The sequence below is a fragment of the Sphingobacterium sp. IITKGP-BTPF85 genome (assembly GCF_001006065.1).
Classification (GTDB): Bacteria; Bacteroidota; Bacteroidia; order Sphingobacteriales; family Sphingobacteriaceae; genus Sphingobacterium; species Sphingobacterium anhuiense.
The window spans coordinates 1-21,301 of the sequence record NZ_ASZT02000020.1 but is presented as its reverse complement, the minus strand read 5'-3'; the positions used below and the strand labels follow the sequence as shown (position 1 = coordinate 21,301).

15 protein-coding genes and 1 pseudogene are annotated in these 21,301 nt (G+C 36.3%); all 16 read right to left on the bottom strand.

Going from position 1 to position 21,301, the window contains the following annotated elements; translation table 11 throughout:
* Positions 1 to 16: 16 nt before the first annotated feature.
* Positions 17 to 573: pseudogene (locus tag L950_RS37120) on the bottom strand (ABC transporter permease); the annotation flags it as partial.
* A 130-nt stretch (positions 574 to 703) separates the two neighbouring features.
* The gene (locus L950_RS25985) at positions 704 to 1,318 is read right to left on the bottom strand and encodes an ABC transporter permease (protein WP_021192024.1); all 615 of its coding nucleotides are present in this window, start codon (positions 1,316 to 1,318) and stop codon (positions 704 to 706) included.
* Between the two features lie 5 nt (positions 1,319 to 1,323).
* On the bottom strand, positions 1,324 to 3,093 hold the full coding sequence (locus L950_RS06125) for an ABC transporter permease (RefSeq protein WP_084825386.1): 1,770 nt from the start codon (positions 3,091 to 3,093) through the stop codon (positions 1,324 to 1,326).
* A gap of 161 nt (positions 3,094 to 3,254) precedes the next feature.
* Positions 3,255 to 5,516, bottom strand: coding sequence for an ABC transporter permease (locus L950_RS06120; RefSeq protein WP_052764324.1), 2,262 nt, complete (start codon positions 5,514 to 5,516; stop codon positions 3,255 to 3,257).
* 164 nt (positions 5,517 to 5,680) lie between these two features.
* A complete protein-coding gene (locus tag L950_RS06115; protein WP_031289456.1) occupies positions 5,681 to 7,204 on the bottom strand; it encodes an ABC transporter permease in 1,524 nt (507 codons plus the stop codon).
* On the bottom strand, positions 7,189 to 8,043 hold the full coding sequence (locus L950_RS06110) for an ABC transporter permease (RefSeq protein WP_031289455.1): 855 nt from the start codon (positions 8,041 to 8,043) through the stop codon (positions 7,189 to 7,191). The genes L950_RS06115 and L950_RS06110 overlap by 16 nt, the downstream gene beginning before the upstream one ends.
* A 54-nt stretch (positions 8,044 to 8,097) precedes the next feature.
* Complete coding sequence (locus L950_RS25980) at positions 8,098 to 9,330, bottom strand: ABC transporter permease (RefSeq protein ID WP_052764323.1); 1,233 nt, start codon at positions 9,328 to 9,330, stop codon at positions 8,098 to 8,100.
* A 91-nt stretch (positions 9,331 to 9,421) separates the two neighbouring features.
* Complete coding sequence (locus L950_RS25975) at positions 9,422 to 10,165, bottom strand: ABC transporter permease (protein ID WP_231576922.1); 744 nt, start codon at positions 10,163 to 10,165, stop codon at positions 9,422 to 9,424.
* A gap of 38 nt (positions 10,166 to 10,203) precedes the next feature.
* Positions 10,204 to 10,476 (bottom strand): hypothetical protein, encoded by a 273-nt coding sequence (locus L950_RS25970; protein WP_021192021.1) that lies wholly within the window; start codon positions 10,474 to 10,476, stop codon positions 10,204 to 10,206.
* Positions 10,477 to 10,640: 164 nt separating this feature from the next.
* Entirely contained in the window at positions 10,641 to 11,978 is a 1,338-nt protein-coding gene (locus tag L950_RS06100) for an ABC transporter permease (RefSeq protein WP_031289454.1), read from the bottom strand.
* The gene (locus tag L950_RS06095; protein ID WP_031289452.1) at positions 11,960 to 12,982 is read right to left on the bottom strand and encodes an ABC transporter permease; all 1,023 of its coding nucleotides are present in this window, start codon (positions 12,980 to 12,982) and stop codon (positions 11,960 to 11,962) included. Before L950_RS06095 ends, L950_RS06100 begins: the two co-directional genes overlap by 19 nt.
* 158 nt (positions 12,983 to 13,140) lie before the next feature.
* A complete protein-coding gene (locus tag L950_RS06090) occupies positions 13,141 to 14,931 on the bottom strand; it encodes an FtsX-like permease family protein (protein ID WP_156169560.1) in 1,791 nt (596 codons plus the stop codon).
* Positions 14,928 to 15,545, bottom strand: a complete 618-nt coding sequence (locus L950_RS28475) for an ABC transporter permease (protein WP_156169558.1) — start codon at positions 15,543 to 15,545, stop codon at positions 14,928 to 14,930. The genes L950_RS06090 and L950_RS28475 overlap by 4 nt, the downstream gene beginning before the upstream one ends.
* Positions 15,546 to 15,597: 52 nt before the next feature.
* On the bottom strand, positions 15,598 to 18,003 hold the full coding sequence (locus L950_RS06085; RefSeq protein WP_021192020.1) for an ABC transporter permease: 2,406 nt from the start codon (positions 18,001 to 18,003) through the stop codon (positions 15,598 to 15,600).
* Positions 18,004 to 18,049: 46 nt separating this feature from the next.
* On the bottom strand, positions 18,050 to 20,449 hold the full coding sequence (locus L950_RS06080) for an ABC transporter permease (RefSeq protein ID WP_021192019.1): 2,400 nt from the start codon (positions 20,447 to 20,449) through the stop codon (positions 18,050 to 18,052).
* Positions 20,450 to 20,517: 68 nt separating this feature from the next.
* Entirely contained in the window at positions 20,518 to 21,087 is a 570-nt protein-coding gene (locus L950_RS06075; RefSeq protein ID WP_021192017.1) for an ABC transporter permease, read from the bottom strand.
* Between the last annotated feature and the right edge of the window lie 214 nt (positions 21,088 to 21,301).

Sequence of the window (21,301 nt, the reverse complement as noted above, 5' to 3'; positions counted from 1 at the left end):
ATAAAATATAGGTATAAGTAGAGTTGTTGGACCAGTTTTCGTCAACAAACCCTAATTTCTTAGCAAAGTCCCATGATAAGAGATAATCAAATTGAATACTGCTATAACTTGTTGGATCTTTAATTATGGCCTGAACCGTTACCAAGTTATTGGATTCGACTTTTATAGATTTTCCTATAGGATCCTCATCTCCAAAAAGAGATTTCGCAAATTTCTCAGTGATGACGACTGAATTTGCATCTTTCAAAAGGTTCGTTTTGTCACCTTTGAGTAAGGGATAGCTGAACATGTTGAAAATCCGGGATCAACAAAACTGGCATTGGAAACTAATTTTTTATCGCCATAAGTTGTCAAGAATTTATTACCGTCTTCTATACGGCTAAAACTTTCAATTTCAGGATAATCACTTTTTAAAATAGGACCCATTATTTTGGGAGTATTGGTCCATGCCTGCATCTCACCTTGATAAAGATCGTGATTACTGATGATAAAGAGTCTATCACTTTTCTCGTGAAACCGATCCATACTCAGCATATTTTGCAACCATAGCGCAATAAGCAAAGCTCCGGCCATACCAATAGCCAATCCAATGATGTTGATGCTAGAGAAAGCCTTATTTTTCAATAAATTACGCCATGCGATTTTGATATAGTTTTTTATCATCGTTATCGTATAAAGTAGTCAATTTTTTTAATGCAGTAAATTATTCATCCCGTAAACAATCAATTGGATTGACCATAGCAGCACGGACAGTCTGGTAACTTATTGTTAAGAACGAGATGAGTAAAGCACTGCCACCGGCAAGTATAAAGATCCACCAGTCAAGTTCAATATGATAAGCAAAATTGTCTAGCCATTTATGCATTGCAAACCAGCCAAAAGGAATGCTAATAGCGAGCGCAATAACTACTAACCTGAGGAAATCTACACTTAATAAGCTAACAATTTTTATAACAGATGCACCAACAATTTTCCGGATTCCAATCTCTTTAATTCTTTGTTGCACCGTATAGGTCGAAAGTGCAAATAATCCCATACACGCAATGGAGATGGTAATAAATGAAAAAAGTTGCATCGCTCGCGTTGTCTGTTGATCCTGTAGATAAAGTTGATTAAAGTCGTCATTTAAAAAATGATAGTCATAATTGTTTTTCGGAGCGATCTCTTTTACGATCGTTTTGATCTGATTCAATGCGTCTTGTGTAGGAACTCCAGCATGCAGCTTAATAAAGATATTTCCGAAATAACCATATTCAGGAAAGAGCACAACAGGAGTGATTTCATTATGTAAAGATTTAAAATTAAAGCTTTCAACCACTTGTTTTACAGTGCCTTGCGGCCATTTAAATTTATTTTTTTACCGATCGCATCTTTAGGAGTCCAGCCCATAGCATTTGCAGCTAGCGTATTAATAATAAAACTATTCTCCGGAGCGATGGTATCACGTGCTCTTAAGATGTCCGTATCCGATAGGGAAGAACCAGCAATAGACTTAATGTTGAACACGGATACAAAGTCTTTTTCAATCGGAATAGCAGTGACATCAATAGAGAAATCTGGTGCCTGTCCTTCTACTTCATTAATCGTATAGCCTCCCTGAATATTAACCGGACTATCATAAGATGCCGTTATGCCTTTAACACTGTTTAATTGACTTAGCTTATCCTTTAGCAATTGACGCTCTTTATCCTGCCATCCTCGGCCATCGAGCACCAATATATCTGAACGATCCAGTCCTGTATTTTTAGATTGAATAAACTCCATTTGTTGACCTGCAAATAATGTACAGATGATAAAAAATATGGAAATACAAAATTGGAACGCAATCAACATCTTACTCAAGGATATGCCTGTCTGTTTTTCGACCAATTTACTCCTGAATATTGAAATCGGTTTTGAACTCGAAATCGAGTAGGCAGGCCAACCACCGGCAAGTAGTGACAGGATAATAAAGAAAGCTAATATTGCTATATAGAGGATAGGTTTGTTCCAAAGGTTGATCTGCATTTCTACTCCCATGAAATGACCGAATAGAGGTAACAGTAACCATGTTGCCACTAAGCTTATAATTAAGGATATCAAAATCATTAAGCTACATTCGAAGAGGAACTGAAAGAATATTGTTTTTCGCCCTGCACCCAGGACCTTCTTTACACCGATCTCTTTTTTTCGTTCAATCGCATTTGCAAGAATCAAATTGGTGAAATTAATGCAGGTCAAGATGAGAAGAGCAATACCTAGAGCCACTAAAATATAAACATAGAGGATATTTCCAGTACCTGCAGTTTTTGAGTGCAAATGAATATCACTTAATTTTTCTACTTTAAAACCGAATTCATAACCCTGTTTAATAGACTCACTAAATTTGTCCTTAACCAGATTATCCAGTTTAAGTTGTACCGATTGAAAGCTTTGATCAGTTTTTAATAATCCTATAGTAATATCGTTAGCTGAATTCCATGAAGCTTCTTTATAGCGTGCTAGACCTTGGTTAGAGAGAATGGCAGAAAATCTGAACTGCGTATTACTTGGCATATCGGCTATTACCCCAGATACCTTCCAGTTCACTTTATCAATAATCAATGTTTTATTTATAGCCGATTCATTTGGAAAATATTTTTTAGCTAAGGTTTCTGTCAATACAATTTGATTAGGCTCATCCAATACATGTTTTTTGTTTCCCTCAATAAAATCATAATCGAGAATTTCAAATACGTTTTTATCAGCATAAATCAGCTTATTTTCCTTTAAAGATTGATTTCCAATATCAACTAATCCACCTTGTATATACGGATATAAACGACTGGCCTGCTCAATTTCGGGAAAATCAGATTGTAAAGTCTGTTGTAGACCTGTTGGCGTTGTACTGGATGAAACCATTTCTGCGCTATTTGGAGCTTTGTATGATAGGCTGAAGTACGCAAGTCGATCTGCATGAGAGAAAAAACGTTCATAACTGGATTCATGGTATATATAAGTAGCTAATAACAAAAAGCAGGTTATTCCAATCGTTAATCCCGACATGTTCAACAGTGAAAACCCTCTATTCTTTCGAATATTCCGCCATGCTATTTTAATATAGTTTCGTATCATTTTTTATGCTTAAAAGCTTTTTTCATTAATTCATTCAGATAACGCTACAGTAAGTGTATGTTATTATTCATCCCGTAATGTTTTTACAGGATTTGTATTTGCCGCTTTAATAGCTTGTGTACTCACCGTAATAATTGCGACAGTCAATGCGGCGATCCCTGCTAAAGCAAAGATCCACCATTGAATCTCGATGCGGTAAGAAAATCCTGCAACCATTTATTCATTGTCCACCAGGCAATAGGTGAAGCAATTAAAATGGCTATAAGAACCAGTTTTACAAAATCTCTTGAGAGCATGGCTGTTATACCTGTCACAGATGCTCTCAGTACTTTACGTATACCAATCTCTTTTGTTCTCAGCTCAGCGATATAGGATACTAATCCGAACAGTCCAAGACAAGATATAAAGATGGCCAATGCTGAGAATATGAGTGCCAACTGAGCTGTTTGTTGTTGCTCTTTAAACTTTGAGGCAAAGCGCTGATCAACGAATTTATATTCAAATGGGTAGGCTGGATTGAATTTCTTGAGTACTTGCTCTATCTGTTTCAAGTTCTGTTCTACGGGAGAAGATGGATTAGTACGAACGACCATATTTAACATCCACTCTTTTGCAGGGTGAATGAGAAGTGGAGTAACTGGGCTGTATGGAGATCCGCTGATGTAATCATTGATAACTCCTATAATCGTAAAGGTATTACTTCCCCATTTCAGGATGCTACCAATAGGATTTTTCAATTTCATTTCTTTGATCGCAGCCTCATTTACGAGTACCGACATACTATCAGAAGCCAATCGCTCGAAGTCAATATCACGACCTTCGATCAATTTTAATCCCAGAGTTTTAACAAAATCACTTTCTGATTTTCCAAGATTGAAAACGATTTTCTTCCCTTGTTCCGGAGTTGAACCTTCCCATGAAAAATTACCGCTAGAAGTTGCATTATTCTGGGTAATTGACCACCCGGTACGGGTTACAGCTTGTGCAATATTCTTATTGATCAATTCAGATTTGATGACTTCATAATTTTTCGTCATATCACCTTCCATAGGAATTTCAATCAATTGCGACGGCGAATATCCGACATCCCTTTTCCCTGCGTATTCAATCTGCCTATGTACAATCAAGGTTGCAATAATCAAGATTAGGGCAATACCAAATTGGAAAATAACTAATACCTCACGAAAACTGAAAGCAAATTTCCTAGATTTTCCAAAGATTTTTAATGATTTTATAGGTTTAAAAGAAGAGAGAACAAATGCAGGATATAGGCCAGCCAGTATACCTGTTAGCAATATAATTCCGAGTAAAGAGATCCAGATCATAGGATCCCCAAATGAGAAGTCTAAAGGCTTATCCAGAACTTTATTAAATAATGGAAGTGATAATGAAGTCAGTCCTATAGCGAGAATACCCGATATCAAAGACAGTAATACAGATTCCGTTAAAAATTGAGCAACTAGACTGCTACGTTGCGCGCCCACTACTTTACGTACTGCAACTTCTTTTGCTCTTTTTTGACTACGAGCAGTACTTAGATTAATAAAATTGATACAAGCGATCAATAGAATCAAAAAGCCCAAGCCAGCAACCAATTTAACTTGATCAATTTTGCCACCAACTGGAACACCCTGTTCAAATTTTGAATACAAGTGCATTTGAGAAAGCGGATATAAAAACAACGAGCCTTTTAACTCATTATTTGTTTTTTTTGCAATGATATTTTTTAGTTTTTTATTGAATGCCGCCACATCTGTACCATCCTTTAGCTGGATATAAGTCATGAACGTTATGTTGTTCCATTTCGGAGAATACAGGTCCGCTTTAGTTAATGGAATCAAATAGGTAAAATCAAAATCAGTATTGCTAGGTAAATCTGCGATGATTCCAGAAACTTGATAAGGTTCCTTATTATCTAATATAAGCGTTTTGTTTAAAGGATCCGTATCGCCAAATATTTTTTTGGAGAGACTTTCTGTTAAGATAATGTTTTGTGGACCGTTAAGAAGTTGATTGCGATTACCATTTAGAAGTTTAAAATCAAACATCTCCATAAAAGAAGGATCAACCTCAGTTCCTTTAGACTTGATTTTATTATCAGCAAAGGATAATAATCTATCCATGCTCCAATACACACGTGCAGCTTGCTCTACCTCTGGATATTCAGCTTTTAAAGTAAGTGATGCAGGTCCAGATGTGATGTTTTGCATACTGATCTCTCCTTGATCCTCATATTTGTTCCAAAGTCTATATAGGTTGTCTTTATTACTATAGAAATTGTCATATTTTGATTGATTTTGTACCCAGATACCTATAAGCAATACAGCAGCCATACCAATAGCTAAGCCAATAATGTTGATGGTTGCATATCCCTTACTTTTCAAAAGATTGCGCCATGCTATTTTAATATAGTTCTGTATCATTTGTTTAAACTTTAGACTCGTATTTTTTTGCCACTTTTTAAGTTCAATCCATAAGCCAATGTTTTAAATATCTTTAAATCAATTGCTTGTGTGTTTTTTAGGGTTTATATAACTGTACGCTTTCGAACACCTATCGTCCGCAAGCGTACATGTTATGATGGTGATTATTCATTCCGTAGTGTATCTATGGGATTTGATAAAGCAGCTTTAACGGCCTGAAAGCTTACGGTGACCAACGTGATGAAAAGAGCTAGACCTCCCGTGACGACAAAAATGGACCAGCTTATTGCAATACGGTAAACATAATTTTCTAACCATTTATCCATAAGTAGATAAGCCAATGGTGCCGCTATCATAAAACCAATTAAGGTAAGCCAGATATATTCCGCTGATAACAATTTCCATAAACCGAGTTCAGATGCGCCTAATACCTTGCGGATCCCAATTTCCTTTTCACGTTGTTCAGTTAAGAATGAAACGAGGGCGTACAATCCTAGACAGGAAATCAAAATTGCAAGACCAGTAAATAAACTGGTCAAACTACGAATCATTTCCATCTGTTTGAATTGCTTACCATAATCTTGATCCGTAAAGGTGTAACTGAATGTAATATCAGGATCTGTTTTGGTGAAGTGCATAGCAATGGCCTTCATTGTTGTATTGACTTCCGTGTCATCCTTTAAGCGTATGGTAATCTTACTCTTTGGTAATAGATTTAGGAAATAAGCTGTTGGGGTAATTGATTTGAAAGGTGATTCCGACATTGTGTTCTGTATGATGGCAAGGATTCTGTATTTTACACCTCTAAAACTTAATTGCTTGCTATTCAAATCGGATACTCCCATATATTTTGCACCAGCTTCGTTTAAAATGACAGCAATAGAATCTGTTTTAAAATCTTTCGAAAAGTTTCTACCTTTCATAAATTTCCATTGAACAGTAGGAGCAAAATTTTCGTCAATAGTATATATGCCCATGATTGATCCTTCTTTAGCATCATTACCTTGCCAGGTAAATCCACCCCCTGTTAAAGCGAGATTGTTTACAAAACTAGAGGATAAAGTTGCGTCTTGGATTAGTCCCTTGTCAAACAATTCTTTTTTGAGGACGTCGAATTTTTTAATAATCTCACCGCTTGAACTCGTGACATTAACTAAATTTTTGTTGCTGTAGCCAATTGGACGATCTTTTACATAGTTTAATTGGGTGATGACGAGGTATGTGGCGATCATCATAAAAATAGAAATAGCGAACTGAATAACAACCATAATCTTCCGCGCTTGAAATTTACTATTTCCTTGAATTGATTTTCCCTTAAGTGCTAAAATTGGATTAAATGAAGATAGGAACAGAGATGGATATAATCCGGATGAAAGACCAAGAAGAACGATGCTTAAGAAAGCAATAAGATAGAAAAATATCGAATGAAGAGGGAGGAGTAATTCAGTTCCTGTAAAACCGTTTATCCATGGAAGGAGTAACAGTATAAGGGGGAGGCTGAGTATGAATGCTAAAAATACAGATAAGATAGATTCAAATAAAAAGCCCTGAATCAATTGACGGCGATTTACGCCGATCGATTTTAATATACCGATTTCTTTACCTCTTTTGATACTTCTAGCGGTACTGAGATTAATAAAGTTAATACATGCTAGCAAAATAATCAAAGCACTTACCAATGCAAACATCCAAACATATTGAATCTGCCCACCGATATTTTTACCATTTTAAAATCATCATATAAGTACCATTTAGACATAGGGTGTAAAAGAACTTCAGGATCGATGTCTGTAAGTTTAGATTTTAAAATGGAGGTTGTCGTTCCCTCTAATGAAGATAAAAAATTCGGATTTTGAATAGAGGCATAAATATGAAAAAAACAATTACCCCAACTTTGATCGGCATCTGGGTTTTGTTTCAGATAGTCGCAAAATGGCAATATATAATCCAATTGATGAAAAGTACTATTTTCTGGCAAGTCAGCATATACGCCTGTTATCTCGTACTGCGTTTTACCGGTAAGTTCAACGACCTTATTTATAACGTCTACATCTCCAAATATCCGACGTGCTAATGATTCGGAAATAATCATTTTTGATGGTAGGGAAGGTGTAGATATGTCTCCTTTTATAGATTCAAATGTGAAAAGTTCAGAAAATGCACCCATTGCATATAATCCTGTGCCAGTGATCCTTTTTTCACCACTCTTAAAATTAGCATTTTCACGTTTACTGACTAAAGTAATATGTTGCATTTCATTTTTAAAATCAGATTGCAATAGCTTAGCCAATGGTATGGGAGTAGATCGATCAGTAGTCTTCTCACCATTAAATGTACCCGTAATCATAACTTGGTAGATGTTATCGTAGTTTTTGAAGTTTTTATCAAAAGAAAACTGCTTCAATATCCACAATGAACCAATTATGACGACAGTAAATCCCAATGCTAGACCGGTTATATTGATAATTCCACTAAATGGATTACGTTTTATATTGCGTAAAAAAGTTTTAAAAAATAGTTTTATCATGATTTTGAATCAATTATTTCATTTAGCAATCTCTTTTATATGAAAAGGTCGTAACTATTCGTCTCTTAAACTATTTGCAGGATTGATAATTGCAGCCTTAATGGATTTAAAACTAACTGTAAGTGCTGTGATGAGCAATGTGAGAATACCTGAAAATAAAAATATAGATATAGGTAAATTAGTTCTAAAAGCAAACCCCTGAAGCCAGTCATTTGCGAAATATAAAGCAAGAGGAATCGCAATAATATTCGCAATAATTACTAAGATGAAAAACTCCCGATTCAGCATTTGTACAATGTGGAAAACCGTCGCACCTAGCACCTTTCTAATCCCAATTTCCTTTGTTTTTACTTGTGCGGTGTATGTACATAAACCTAAAAGACCTAAACAAGATATTAAGATGGTTATGACTGCAAAGAAGTTAAATATGGTCCCCTGTTTTTGTTCACTCGTGTATAGTTTTTGATAGCTTTCATCCAGGAAATTGTAAGTGAAGGGCATATCATTATAGTATTGCTTCCAAATTTTTTCCATAGCATCTATAGCGGCAACAGTTTTATTTTCATTTGTTTTTATATAAAGCTGCCGAGAATTTTTTGGATTAAACTTAAAAACGATAGGTTCAATCTTCTTACGGACACTAGCGTAATTAAAATCTTTCACGACACCAATAATAGTTCCGGGTACAGTTCGGATTCTCAAACGGGTGCCAATAGGATTTTTTAACCCCATCTCTCTAACAGCCGTTTCATTTAGGATAAAATGGGTAGAGTCCGCTAATGAGCCCGTAAAGTTTCGTCCTTCTACTAGTTTTATCTTAAAGAAATCGAGCGTATGCTGATCTGAATGCGTGATATTAAACCAGAGATTTGACTTTGCAGGTTTTCCTTCCCAATCGTTATCTCCAGTAGCATCACCGCCGTGTATCATATCACGCCCCAGTCGGATTACATCATTTATTCCTTCGTTTTTTATCAGTTCATTTCTGATGGCATCAAAATGTTCGCCCATTTTTGATCCCATAGGAACCGCGAAAATATGGCTTTTTTCGTAGCCAAGATTTTTGTTGCGGATAAACTCTAATTGACGACCAATAACAATTGTCATGGTTATTAAAACAATAGAAACCGTAAACTGTAATACAACTAATACCTTTCTGGAACTAGATTTTTTCATTCCCAGATTACCTTTTAAGACTTTGATAGGATCAAAGTTGATAGCAGTAAAGCCGGATAGATGCTCACTAAGAGAAGTGTTCCAATCAGTAAGATGAAAATGTAGACCCATAAATTAATACTGGCGAGATCCAATGCTATTTGTTTTCCAGAGAAGTTATTAAAAGAAGGGAGAAAAATAAAAACGACCGTTATCGCAATGGTCACTGCAAAAAGAAACAACAATGTAGTTCTATGATAAACTGAAAGAAAAGTTCCCTTTTGCCAGCTCCAATAATTTTTCGAATTCCGACTTCTTTGGCCCGATTTAAAGAACGTGCAGTCGAAAGATTAATATAATTAATACTCGCTATTGCTATAATCATCAGGGCAACTCCCATAAAAATATGTACAGCGCCGATTCCTCCATCACTACCATCCATGTGGTATAAGTGAACTTTAGATAGTGGTTGTGCTACGTAAGGTACAGGTGTATCTTCAGGTTTATTGCGTTCATGTATCTGTTGTAACTTTTTAGTTAAAGCAGTGAGGTTCGCTTGGGGAGTTAACAGCAGATAAGTTTCAAATGAAAAACTGGACCAATCCATATCCATGGATGACAAATATGTTTTGTTGTCATAAGTGGTTTTATTTTTTACATATGCCTGCTCATTAAACCTAGAAAGGGGAAGAAGTACCTGCAATTGTAAACTCGAATTTTCGGGATATTCTGCGATAACACCCGATACCACACAAAGTTCATCTACACCTATGGTCACAGTTTTACCAATGGGGTCTTCATTTCCAAAATAGCGTTGGGCAGTACTGGCTGTGATGACAATCGAATTGTTGTCTGGAAAAGGTAACTTTTGATTGCCTTGAACCAAAGGAAAATTAAATACAGAAAAATAGCTCGGATCTACAAAAGCAAAGCTTTTCTCGATAAATATTTTCTCTTTATATTTGATGGGACCATCTCCAATTTTGAGGATACGTACGGCGTCTTTTACTTCCGGAATCTCTTTTTTTGCAAAAGTGCCAACAGGGGCAATGATATTCTCAAATATTTTTTAGTGATTCCAGTTCCACCTTCAATACCAATTTTATAGATCTTACGCTCATTTTTATGGAATCTGTCAAAAGATAGCTCATCCTGAATCCAAAGTAGGAGGAATATCCCTACGACTAATCCCGCCGACAATCCTAAAATATTAATGCCTGTATAGAATTTATTAGCGAAAATACTTCGCCATGCGATTTTTATATAATTCTTTATCATGATTGAGTTGATTGCCAGTAGTTAGATTTAATTGGTCACCATACTTTTTTCGTTAACATAGAAAGCCGTCGATTTCACAAACCGACGACCTTCATTTTCACACTTAATACTTAACTTATAAAACATGTATGTTAATTATTCATCCCGTAGACTATTGATCACATTTACTTTGCCGCACGAATGGCTTGATAACTAATGGTCAGCCCTGCAATTACTAGCGCTATACTAGCGCCGATTAAAAATATCCAAACATTCAATTCTGTTTTAAAGCTGAAATTAGCCAGCCATTCATTTGCAAAATACCAGGCAAGAGGACTTGCAATTAAAATTGCGATGATGAGTAAGCTCACAAACTCTTTACCTAATAACTGAACAATTTGTGGTATGCTAGCACCTAAGACTTTGCGGATTCCGATTTCTTTCACTTTGGTTTGCGCGGCATTGGTAGCCAAGGCTAACAATCCTAGTGAAGAAACGAAAATAGCAATCGAAGCAAAAATGTTGAAAAGCAGGCCGGTACGTAAGTCCGATTTATACATCTTATCAATTTTACTGTCCAAAAATGTATATTCGAAAGGTTTTTCCGAAGGATAGCTGTCATAAATAGTTTTCACCCTCTCAATTGCTTTTTGAGCATTTGAGGCTGTGGTCTTAACATATAAGGTACCTGCATAACGATGAGTCCAAAAGACTAGAGGTTCAATCTTATTCTTCAGATTACTGAAGTTGAAATCCTTTACAACACCAATCACCGTTCCGGGTACCTCATGTAATGACATTTGCGCGCCAACATACGGTTTTTCCAATCCCAATTGTTTTGCCATCGTTTCGTTGATGATATAACTTGATGAGTCGGCAGGTACACCTTTGATATTATTTCCTTCAATCAATTTTAAACCCATTAATGGAATAAAATTTTTGTCTATGGTTGCTTGGGTTACTATGAGTGATTGATCTTTAGTACGATTTGGCCAGTCGATATCTCCAGTTGAACTGCCATAGTCCATTGGATTATATATTCCATTAATGGAATAGGAAACAATGGAAGGATCTTCAGAAAGTTTGGACGCTACAGTAGATTTATTTTCAACGGCTCCTTCATTGAGCTCTACGGTAAAAATATATGAAGTGTCATATCCTAAGTTAAATTCGCGGATAAACTTCATCTGCTTTTCAATAACCAAGGTGCAGATGATTAAAATAATTGATGATACATATTGAAATACAACCAAGCCTTTTCGGAAAATACTATTTGTGGGTTTGGATGATTTGCCTTTAAGTGCTGCAATAGGTTTGAAAGATGACAGTTGAATAGCAGGGTATATGCTGGAAAATAAAACGGTCATTAGTAAAGAAGACCCTATTAAAAGCCAAAGAGTGGGATTATTCAGATTAAAAGCCATTGATTTTCCCGAAATACTGTTATAAGTAGAAAAGGATAATCCAATCCATATAACTGCAACGCAAGTTGCTAAGGTAAATGTCAGGAAGGTTTCGGCCATAAATTGAAAAAATAGTTGTTTACGCTTGCGCCCACAATTTTTCGAATACTTACCTCCTTAGCACGGTCCATAGCCCGAGCTGTAGCAAGATTAACATAGTTAATAGCGCCAATAAAAAGTAGGAGTAAAGCTACTGCACCAAATATCTGCACCATGCGTAAGGCTGATTTGTTTCCGTCAGGATCGATTAAATGTTTATCAGCAAGTGATCCTAATTTAAAAATGGTATTTTTATTACCTTCTCTAGCTTTAATATAGCTATTATTTATTTGAGCAATTGCTTGATCAGGGTTTGCTTGTGGAGTTAATTTGAAATAGGTATCAAAGGAGTAATTACCCAGATCTTCATCAATTGTTTTCCATGAACCATTCCCTCCATTTTCAGTAAAAATTTTTGCACGATAGGTCATTGGAAAAATTGCATCGTATCTTAATGTTGAATTCTGCGGCATATCAACGAAAACTCCCGTGACGAAAAATGGTGTTTTCTCAAATAAAATCATTTTGCCAATGGCATCTTCTCCTTTAAATAGTTTTTGACTTAGCGCTTCGCTTATGGTCACTTCGTCTATATTTGTCAGTAAGTTTGGCTTACTGGATTGCAGTAGCGGAAAAGAGAAAAAATTAAAGAATGAACTATCTGCATAAGCCATGGATAAACCCGTATAAGAATCTTTTTGGTTCTTTAGGCGAATGATGCCAGAATACTCGCGGGCTATTCTCACAGATGATGCTATTGCAGGAACGTCTTTTGCATAGAATGCAACTGGCCCAGGTGTGTTACTAGAAATGTTTTCTTTACCACCTCCCTTCCAGATGTTATGGACATTGTATATCTGTTTATAATCTTTGTGGAAACGATCAAAACTGATTTCGTCCTGTACCCATAGCAATATCATAATTGCTGTGGCAATACTGATCGAAAGTCCTACGATATTGATGGCGGTGTAAAACTTGCTCTTTTTTAGATTTCGCCAGGCAGTTTTAATATATTTAAAAATCATAAAGGTTTAATTGATTATATTTTTGTTCCTTTTCTAATCTTAAAGTCCAATCCGTGAGCCATAATGTTAATTACTTATTTTACAGTTAATTATATAATTTTATTTGGTCTTGTAAGTGTACGTTTCCGAACAGTTGGCGTTCGTAAACGTACACTAAATTACTGATCTCTTAAACTATCAACAGGATTCGCCTTTGCAGCTTTTAAAGCTTGATACCCTACAGTTGCTAAAGCAATGAATAATGCGCTCACCCCCGCTATACCAAACATCCACCATTGCATATCAATGTGATAAGCAAAATTATTGAGCCACTTACCCATTGCCCAATAGGCTACCGGTATGGCAATACATATAGCAATAATGACAAGTTTGATGAAGTCAAGAGATAATAATTGTATGATGCCAAAAACACTAGATCCGAGTACCTTACGGATGCCAATTTCTTTGGTACGTTGTTGAGCGGTATAAGTCACAAGCCCCAAGAGCCCTAAACAGGCAATAAAAATTGCAAATCCTGAAAATGTGGTGAAAATTCTTTGGAAACGATAATCTGCTTCATATTGACGTTTAAAACTCTGATCCAAAAATGTATAATTAAAAGGAATCTGGGGAGCTAGGCTTGTCCAGATCTTTTCGATGCGGGCAATAGTTTCCGGTTGATTCGCTTGTTGCAATTTAATCGTTATAAATTTGCTGCTCCACGGTGATAATCGCAAAGCAAGTGGTTCAACCTTATTATGTAAAGACATATAGTTAAAGTCTTTTACAACGCCGATAACCTGTCCCTCTTGTCCCCATTGCGTAAAACGCTTTCCAATAATATCCTGTGGATTATTATAGCCCCAAAGTTTAGCTGCAGCTTCATTGATTATCATGGAGTGCGCAGTGTCGGCAGGAAAATCCCGGGAATAAGCCCGTCCTGCGACCATTTCAATCCCCATGTTCGGGATAAAATCAATATCCACCTCAAAAAGTGCAGGACCCAACATCGTCATTTTCCCTTCTTTAGTCTCTATCTCTGTGCCCGCATTAGGGAAAAATGTACCCGGAACACTGCGCGATGATGATACCGCTATGACGTCCTTATCTCTCTTAAACGTATTTTTAATTGCTTCTAAATTCTTGTTGACCCCATCGTCAAAATTATAATCGATAACCAGCATCTGATCTTTCTGAAAACCAAGATTCGTATGTTGCAGGTGATATAATTGTGAAAAGACAATACAAGTTCCTGCAATAAGTACAATGGATAAACCAAACTGAAAGATTACTAATCCTTTTCTTAAAAATTGACCACCTGCAGCAGTTTTAAATGTTCCCTTTAAAACTTCAACAGGTTTAAAACGTGCTAGAATAAAAGCAGGATAACTGGCGGCAATAATTCCAGTTATTGTCACGATACCTAGAAAGATACTGAATGTAGTCAAATTGAATAGACTGTTCCACGCAAAGTGTTTTCCTGCAAAGGCCTCCATGGAAGGAAGAAGAATGATGACTATTAGCAAAGCAAACAATGCTGCTATAAAAACTAAAGCGAGCGATTCGAACATAAACTGCAGGATCAAGTTACGGTGACTGGCTCCAATGGCTTTTCGAACGCCTACTTCTTTCGCTCTCTCCATGGAACGAGATGTAGCCAAATTCATGAAATTTACACAGGCGATGAAAAGGATAAATAGACCTATGATAGCAAATATGTACAGATTCTGTACGCTCCCCGTTACACCAGGCTGTCTGCCTGCAGACGAATGCATATAGGCATCCAGTATAGGTTCGAGTTGGAAATTATACTTGCCCTCTGCAGAAGGAACATTCTTTTTGAGAAATTGCGGAATTTTCTTATTAAAATTAGAAAGGTTAAATTGATCGGATACCAGTATGTAAGTATAAAAATCGACATATCCCCAGCTTTCAAAACGATCTGTAAAAGCTTTTCTAAAGGTACTCATCGAGAGCAAAGCATCAAATGTAAAATGGGAGTTGTAAGGAACATCTTCAATAACCGCTGTGACTTTGTATAGTCCCGGATCTGCCGTCCGGCGGCAAGTCCCCCTTCTAGTGTTTTCCCAATCGGATTTTCATTCCCAAAATATTTTTTGGCTGTGCTTGCGGTTAAAACAGCAGTATAAGGAGCAGTCAAAGCAGTTGTTGGACTACCAGCCAATACTTTCCAGCTAAAAATATCAAATGCCGTTGAGTCCATGAAAAATACACGCTCTTCCTGGAATACCTTTTCCTTATTCTTTAAAGAAATGGAGGTAACTCCTGAAAATTGGACCACATTCTTCACTTCTGGGAAATCAGCTTTTAAAGCTGGACCTATAGGGGCAACCCCCCATACATTTTTTCGGATTAATTTCTCGTTGTCTTCGAAAGAATTAATAACACGGTAAATGCGGTCTTTATTTACATGGTATTTATCATAGGATAATTCATCATGAATATATAAGACGATTAATAAACAGCAAGCTAAGCCTATGGCTAACCCAACGATGTTGATGGAAGAATAACCCTTGTTTTTCCAAAGATTTCTCCATGCGATTTTTATATAGTTCTTGATCATTGTTTATATTTTAGGTCTTTATTTCTTTTGAAGTATGTAAGCTTTAATTGTATTATTCATCTTTTAAACTATTGACAGGGTTAGCAACCGCCGCTCTTATTGCTTGTGAACTGACTGTAAATAGCGCAATGAAGACAGCTAAAAATCCTGTAATAGCAAACATCCACCATTGAATGTCGATGCGATAAGCGAAATCTTCCAACCACATGTGCATCATCCACCAGGCAATAGGGGAGGCAATAATGATGGCAATGACCACTAATCGAATAAATTCAAAGGATAACATACGCGCAATATCAGGCACAGAAGCACCGATTACTTTTCGGATTCCAATTTCTTTTTTACGTTGATGCGTGGTGAAAATCGCCAATCCCAATAATCCAAGGCAGGCAACAAAAATGGTCAGTGACGCAAAGATAGTCAGTAATTGTCCGGTCTTAAGTTCCGACTGATAGGTCTGATTATAACGATCATCAAGAAAAGAATAATCAAAGGGAAGATCCGAAGGATATGCATTGTAATACTGTTTTACTGTTGCCAGTAATTTTTCCATGTCTGTCGCCTTAGTTTTGATAATCAGATTTCCTGCCTGATCATTTAGTACCATCACCAAAGGAGCAATAGTTTCATGCAGCGGTTTAAAATGAAAATCTTCAACAACACCGATCACCTGCAAGACTTTATTATCCTTATCGGTTAATGTTCGACCAATGATATTATCTTTCCAACCTAGATTTTTGGCAGCAGTTTCGTTGATCACAACCGATAGGCTATCGTTGCCATAGGTTGTTGAAAAATTGCGCCCTTCTTTCAACTTCATACCCATGGTAGGAATGTATTGCTCGTCAACATCATAACGGAGAGTTTTTACCCATTGGTTAGGGCTCTCTTTTGGATAGATAAAAAAATTGTTATTGTAGGTAGCTCCTGCAGGAAGATAAGACGAGTGTGAAACATGTAGTACGCGGCTATCCTGAGTTAGGCGTTCAGCGAAAGCTTTTTCGTTAGCTCCTAGAGGCCAGCTTTGAATAATGACAACATTTTCCTTGGCATAACCAAGTTTTATATGACGCATGTAATCCAGCTGACGACTTACCACCACAGTGCTAAATATCAATCCGACTGAAACGATAAATTGAAATACTACAAGACCACTTCTTAATCCCATACCATTTCCAGAGGCATTGAACCTGTTTCTTAAGATCATTATAGGATTAAATGATGATAAGTATAGAGCAGGATAACTACTGGAGAATAAACCGATCAGTAAACCAAAACCAAGTAACAAAGGAATTGTTGTGATGAAGGAAAACTGTCCGATCTCTAATGATTTTCCAGAAAAGTGGTTGAACAAAGGAAGCGCAAGTAAAACAATGCCTATAGCCAATAGTAAAGCAATATAAGTTGTAAGGATTCCTTCTGTAAAAAACTGTATCAGCAATTTTTGTTTTCCAGCTCCTAATACTTTTCTTACGCCAACTTCTTTAAATCTTTTAGACCCACTGGCGGTCGATAGGTTCATAAAATTGATCGTAGCAATCAGGAGCATAAAGATGCCGATGACTCCAAAAATATAAAGGTATCTGATATTGCCAGACGGACTCAGGTCATATACAAAGTCAGAGTGTAGATGGATATCAGTTAAAGGCTGTAGATATAGTCCGATCTTATTCCCGGTTTTTTTGTAATCTTCATAACTCATTCCGAAATCTGCCATAAACTGAGGCCCCACATGCTTGTCAAATAAGGCCGCGAGTTTAGTCTCCACTTGTTTAACTGTTACATCTTTTTTTAATAGCGCATAGGTATAATATTCCGAAGTCATCCAGGAAGTAGATCGTGCATCTTCAAGCGCATCGATGGAAGTGAAAATATCAAAATTAAAATGAGAGTTTTTGGGTATATTTTTCATTACACCCGTTATTTTAAGAATTGTCCCATTTCCCTTTATTGGTAGTTCTTTCCCGATCACATCATTAGTATTGAAGTATTTACGTGCCATCGTTTCAGATATAATAGCAGTATTCGGCTCCGCTAATGCGGTTAAAGGATCTCCTTTCAATAAAGGTAATGTGAATATCTTGAAGAAGGATGCATCAACGTATGCTAAATTGGCATCGTGAAAAACCTGGTTGCCTATTTGAAATAGCGGAACTCCTCCCATGCGTAAGCGAGCCGTTTCTTCGACATCTGATAATTCAGCCTTCATCGTTGAAGCAACAGGTGGCATGATATGAGCTTCCTTGATATCGCCACCCTTTACTTTTCCTTTAAAAACTACGCGAACGATGCGGTCAGCCTGTTTATTAAAACGATCATAGCTAAGTTCATCTGTGATATACAGACTGATGAGTAAGCAGGTCGCAATGCCTAAAGCTAATCCACATACATTGATTAATGAAATAGAAATATTTCGCTTTAAGTTTCTTATTGCTATTTTAATGTAGCTCTTGATCATGGCTGTAATTATTTAAGATGTTAACATTAATGTCTAAATTTTAGCTTTATTCATCGCGCAGACTCTCAACGGGATTGGCGTTTGCGGCTTTGATGGAATGATAGCTCATGGTAATAAATGCAATAAGCAAAGTAATCACTGCAGGAATTGTAAACATCCACCAGCTAAGCGTAATTTTGTAAGCAAAATCATTCAGCCAATGATTCATCGCCCACCAGGCAATTGGAGATGCTATCAGAATCGAAATGAAAATTAATTTGATGTATTCTTTGGATAGTAATGCAATGATTCCAGAAATTTTGCTACCCAATACCTTACGGATTCCAATCTCTTTTGTCCGTTGGGCTGTAGTAATCGTCACAAGACCAATCAGTCCTAAGCAACTTAATAAAATGGTTATTGAGGTAGACAAATTGATTATTTTTGAAAACTTCGTATCGTTTTCATATTGATTTTTTATTTGCTGATCATAAAATTCGTATTTAAATGGAGCATTTGGATAGTATTTTTTCCATTCCTTTTCAATCTGTTGCAAGGCAGATGGCCATTTTTCCTGATGATCCGGCAATTGAATACTCATATTCTTTAATTGTCCTTTTTTGTTTGAAGGTCTGAGCTCTAAAGGGCCAATTTTACTGTGCATATTTTTACTGTGAAAGTTATCAATCACGGTAACGATTTGTCGATCCTGATCATCTATTTTTACAAAATTACCAATAGCCTCTGATGCAGATTTAAATCCTAGTTTCTCAATAGCCACTAGATTTAGAGCAATACCTGAAGCTGTGTCCGATAGTTTAATCGCTCGACCAGCCAGTATATTGATATTGTATAATTTAAAATAGTCATCATCTATAAACTTAAATTGATGATCCACCCGTACATCTCCGGTATCACTTTTTACAACGATCGAATTACCCCAATGATCACCGCTCATCGGGAGATGCCCCAAAGAAACGTGTTTGATGACAGAAAGTCCTTCCAAAGCATGCTTATAGGTGAAGGGATCCGTATCAGCATTTTGAAAGCTTTTATATGGAAGCTGTAGCGTAATAATTGCTTCTTTGTTAAAGCCAAGTTTACTATTTAAAGAATGTTTAAGTTGCATTCCGATGATAAACGTGGAGACAACAAATATTTGAGCAATCACAAATTGAAATACAATAAGTGTTTTTCGTAAAGACAGGCCGCCCATTTTCACTTTACTGCCTCCTGTAATTTTGATAACTTCGGAGATTTTAACTCTATTAATGAGCATGGCCGGATACCAACTAGATAGTAGTGTGATTAAAATTGTCGTCCCGGCTATAAATAATAGAACCGTTAAGTTGTCAGCAAAGCTGTACATCTGCTGCGGAATGTAGGAACTTAAACTGGATTGGATAATTTTAACTAGTGGCCATGATAACAAGAGTGCCAATATTGTGATGATAAATGTTTCGAGAAAGAAGATGACGGTTATTCTCTTTTGACTCTCTCCCAAAGTTTTTCTGATACCTATTTCCTTTGCTCTATGTGGAACTTGGGCTGTCGTTAAATTGATATAGTTTATGCAAGCAAGTATCAGTAGAAAAATTCCGATGCCAATAATACCATACATTGTTTTTTTGTCGCTACTTTTTTGTGCAAATGATGTGAAATGTAATTCAGATAGCGGAATTAAGTTTGATGACATACTGAAGCCGTATTTTTTAAATTCTTCATTGGTCATCTCATGGAATTTAGCATTAACCGATTTTAAAATGGGAGCAATAACGTTCGGTGATTTAACCTTAATAAACATCTGCCAATTGGAATTAGAGTTTGTCCAAGTGGTACTTGTCCAATCCTTTGCCGGAATCTGCATAAATTCTTTACCGATAAAACTACTTGGGTATGCTAGATCTTCCACGATTCCAGCAACTGTAAATAACGTACTGTCGTAGGATAAGGTTTTGCCAATAATATCTGCAAGCGTGTTTTTCGGGAAATACAATTTTGCTCTTGATGCCGTCAAAACCACTTCATTAGGGTTCTTAAATACGATATCTTTATTTCCCTGCAACCAGCGATAATCGGTGAGTTTGAAATAATCTGGTGTAGTTCCAATAATTTCCTTTGGGTCTTCAAAAACTAATGCTTTACTATTCGGTAAACTGACCCTTTCAAAATATTCACTAAATACAGGAACAGATAATGCTACATCAGAAAAATTATCTTTTACAAAGGCGGGTAGTGGTGCAGGAATACCGTCGAAGTGATCTGTTTTGTTGTTTTCAAGATAGCTTGTGTGGACTTTATAAATCAATTCCTTATCAGGATGTTTCTGGTCAAAAGTAAATTCATAATTGACAATACGGAATATCACCCAACAGGCACTGATACCGATGGATAACCCTACAATATTAAGTAAGGTGAAGAGGCGGTTGCGCCATAATTGTCTAAATATTAATTTAAAATTGTTCATTATTGTAAGGTTTATTATTGATTTTACTGACAGAATCAATAGTGTTTTTTTTTTTGATTAAAAACGATTTACTCATCTCGCAAACTTTCTACAGGATTTATTAAAGCAGCTTTTAGAGCTTGATAACCTACGGTTACAAACGCGATTATCAGAGCAAATAAGCCAGCAATCGCGAATGACCATAATGGGAATGCAATTCTATCATTGAAATCTTGAAGCCAATGAGAAAATAGCCACCAAGCTATAGGTATAGCAATAAATAATGAAAGTATAATCAAATTTAGAAAGTGGCCGGAAAGCAATTGAACGATTTTAAAAGTACTTGAACCAAGTACTTTACGTACTCCAATTTCTTTTTTTCGCTGCTGAGCGGTAAATGCCGCTAAACCAAATAAACCCAAACAAGCAATAAAAATCGTTAAAATGGAGAATGTTGAAATGATATTATTTGTTCGGTTCTCGGCTGTGTAATATTTCTTGATGTGTTCATCTAAAAATTGATAATCAAATGCTGCCTCAGGAACCTGTTGTGTAAATAATTGTTGGACTTGGCTAATATAGGAAGATACATTTTGCGTATCGTATCGAATAAGTAAATAACGATAACTTTCATTGGGGCTGTGCATACGGTAATACATATACCCACCAATGGATTCTTTTAAACTTTGAAAGTTAAAATTTCGAACGACTCCTACAATAGTCGTATTTGGAGTTATTTCAGTTGGAATATTTTGTCCTACAGCATCGACTTGGATTTCATAGCCTTAAATAGGCAGCAACTACTTCATTAATCAAAATATAACAAGTAGAATCTGTAGGAGACTTAATACTTCCGGCAGATCCTTCCTGCAA

Excerpts from the sequence above, each read along its gene's own strand:
- L950_RS06090 (WP_156169560.1), bottom strand. The coding sequence starts at position 14,931 with ATGAGTACCTTTAGAAAAGCTTTTACAGATCGTTTTGAAAGCTGGGGA.
- L950_RS06110 (WP_031289455.1), bottom strand. The coding sequence starts at position 8,043 with ATGATAAAACTATTTTTTAAAACTTTTTTACGCAATATAAAACGTAAT.
- L950_RS06125 (WP_084825386.1), bottom strand. The coding sequence starts at position 3,093 with ATGATACGAAACTATATTAAAATAGCATGGCGGAATATTCGAAAGAAT.
- L950_RS06075 (WP_021192017.1), bottom strand. The coding sequence starts at position 21,087 with ATGTATTACCGTATGCACAGCCCCAATGAAAGTTATCGTTATTTACTT.
- L950_RS06115 (WP_031289456.1), bottom strand. The coding sequence starts at position 7,204 with ATGTTTGCATTGGTAAGTGCTTTGATTATTTTGCTAGCATGTATTAAC.
- L950_RS06095 (WP_031289452.1), bottom strand. The coding sequence starts at position 12,982 with ATGATTTTTAAATATATTAAAACTGCCTGGCGAAATCTAAAAAAGAGC.
- L950_RS06100 (WP_031289454.1), bottom strand. The coding sequence starts at position 11,978 with ATGGCCGAAACCTTCCTGACATTTACCTTAGCAACTTGCGTTGCAGTT.
- L950_RS06080 (WP_021192019.1), bottom strand. The coding sequence starts at position 20,449 with ATGAACAATTTTAAATTAATATTTAGACAATTATGGCGCAACCGCCTC.
- L950_RS06120 (WP_052764324.1), bottom strand. The coding sequence starts at position 5,516 with ATGATACAGAACTATATTAAAATAGCATGGCGCAATCTTTTGAAAAGT.
- L950_RS28475 (WP_156169558.1), bottom strand. The coding sequence starts at position 15,545 with ATGATCAAGAACTATATAAAAATCGCATGGAGAAATCTTTGGAAAAAC.
- L950_RS25980 (WP_052764323.1), bottom strand. The coding sequence starts at position 9,330 with ATGGGTCTACATTTTCATCTTACTGATTGGAACACTTCTCTTAGTGAG.
- L950_RS06085 (WP_021192020.1), bottom strand. The coding sequence starts at position 18,003 with ATGATCAAGAGCTACATTAAAATAGCAATAAGAAACTTAAAGCGAAAT.
- L950_RS25970 (WP_021192021.1), bottom strand. The coding sequence starts at position 10,476 with ATGATAAAGAATTATATAAAAATCGCATGGCGAAGTATTTTCGCTAAT.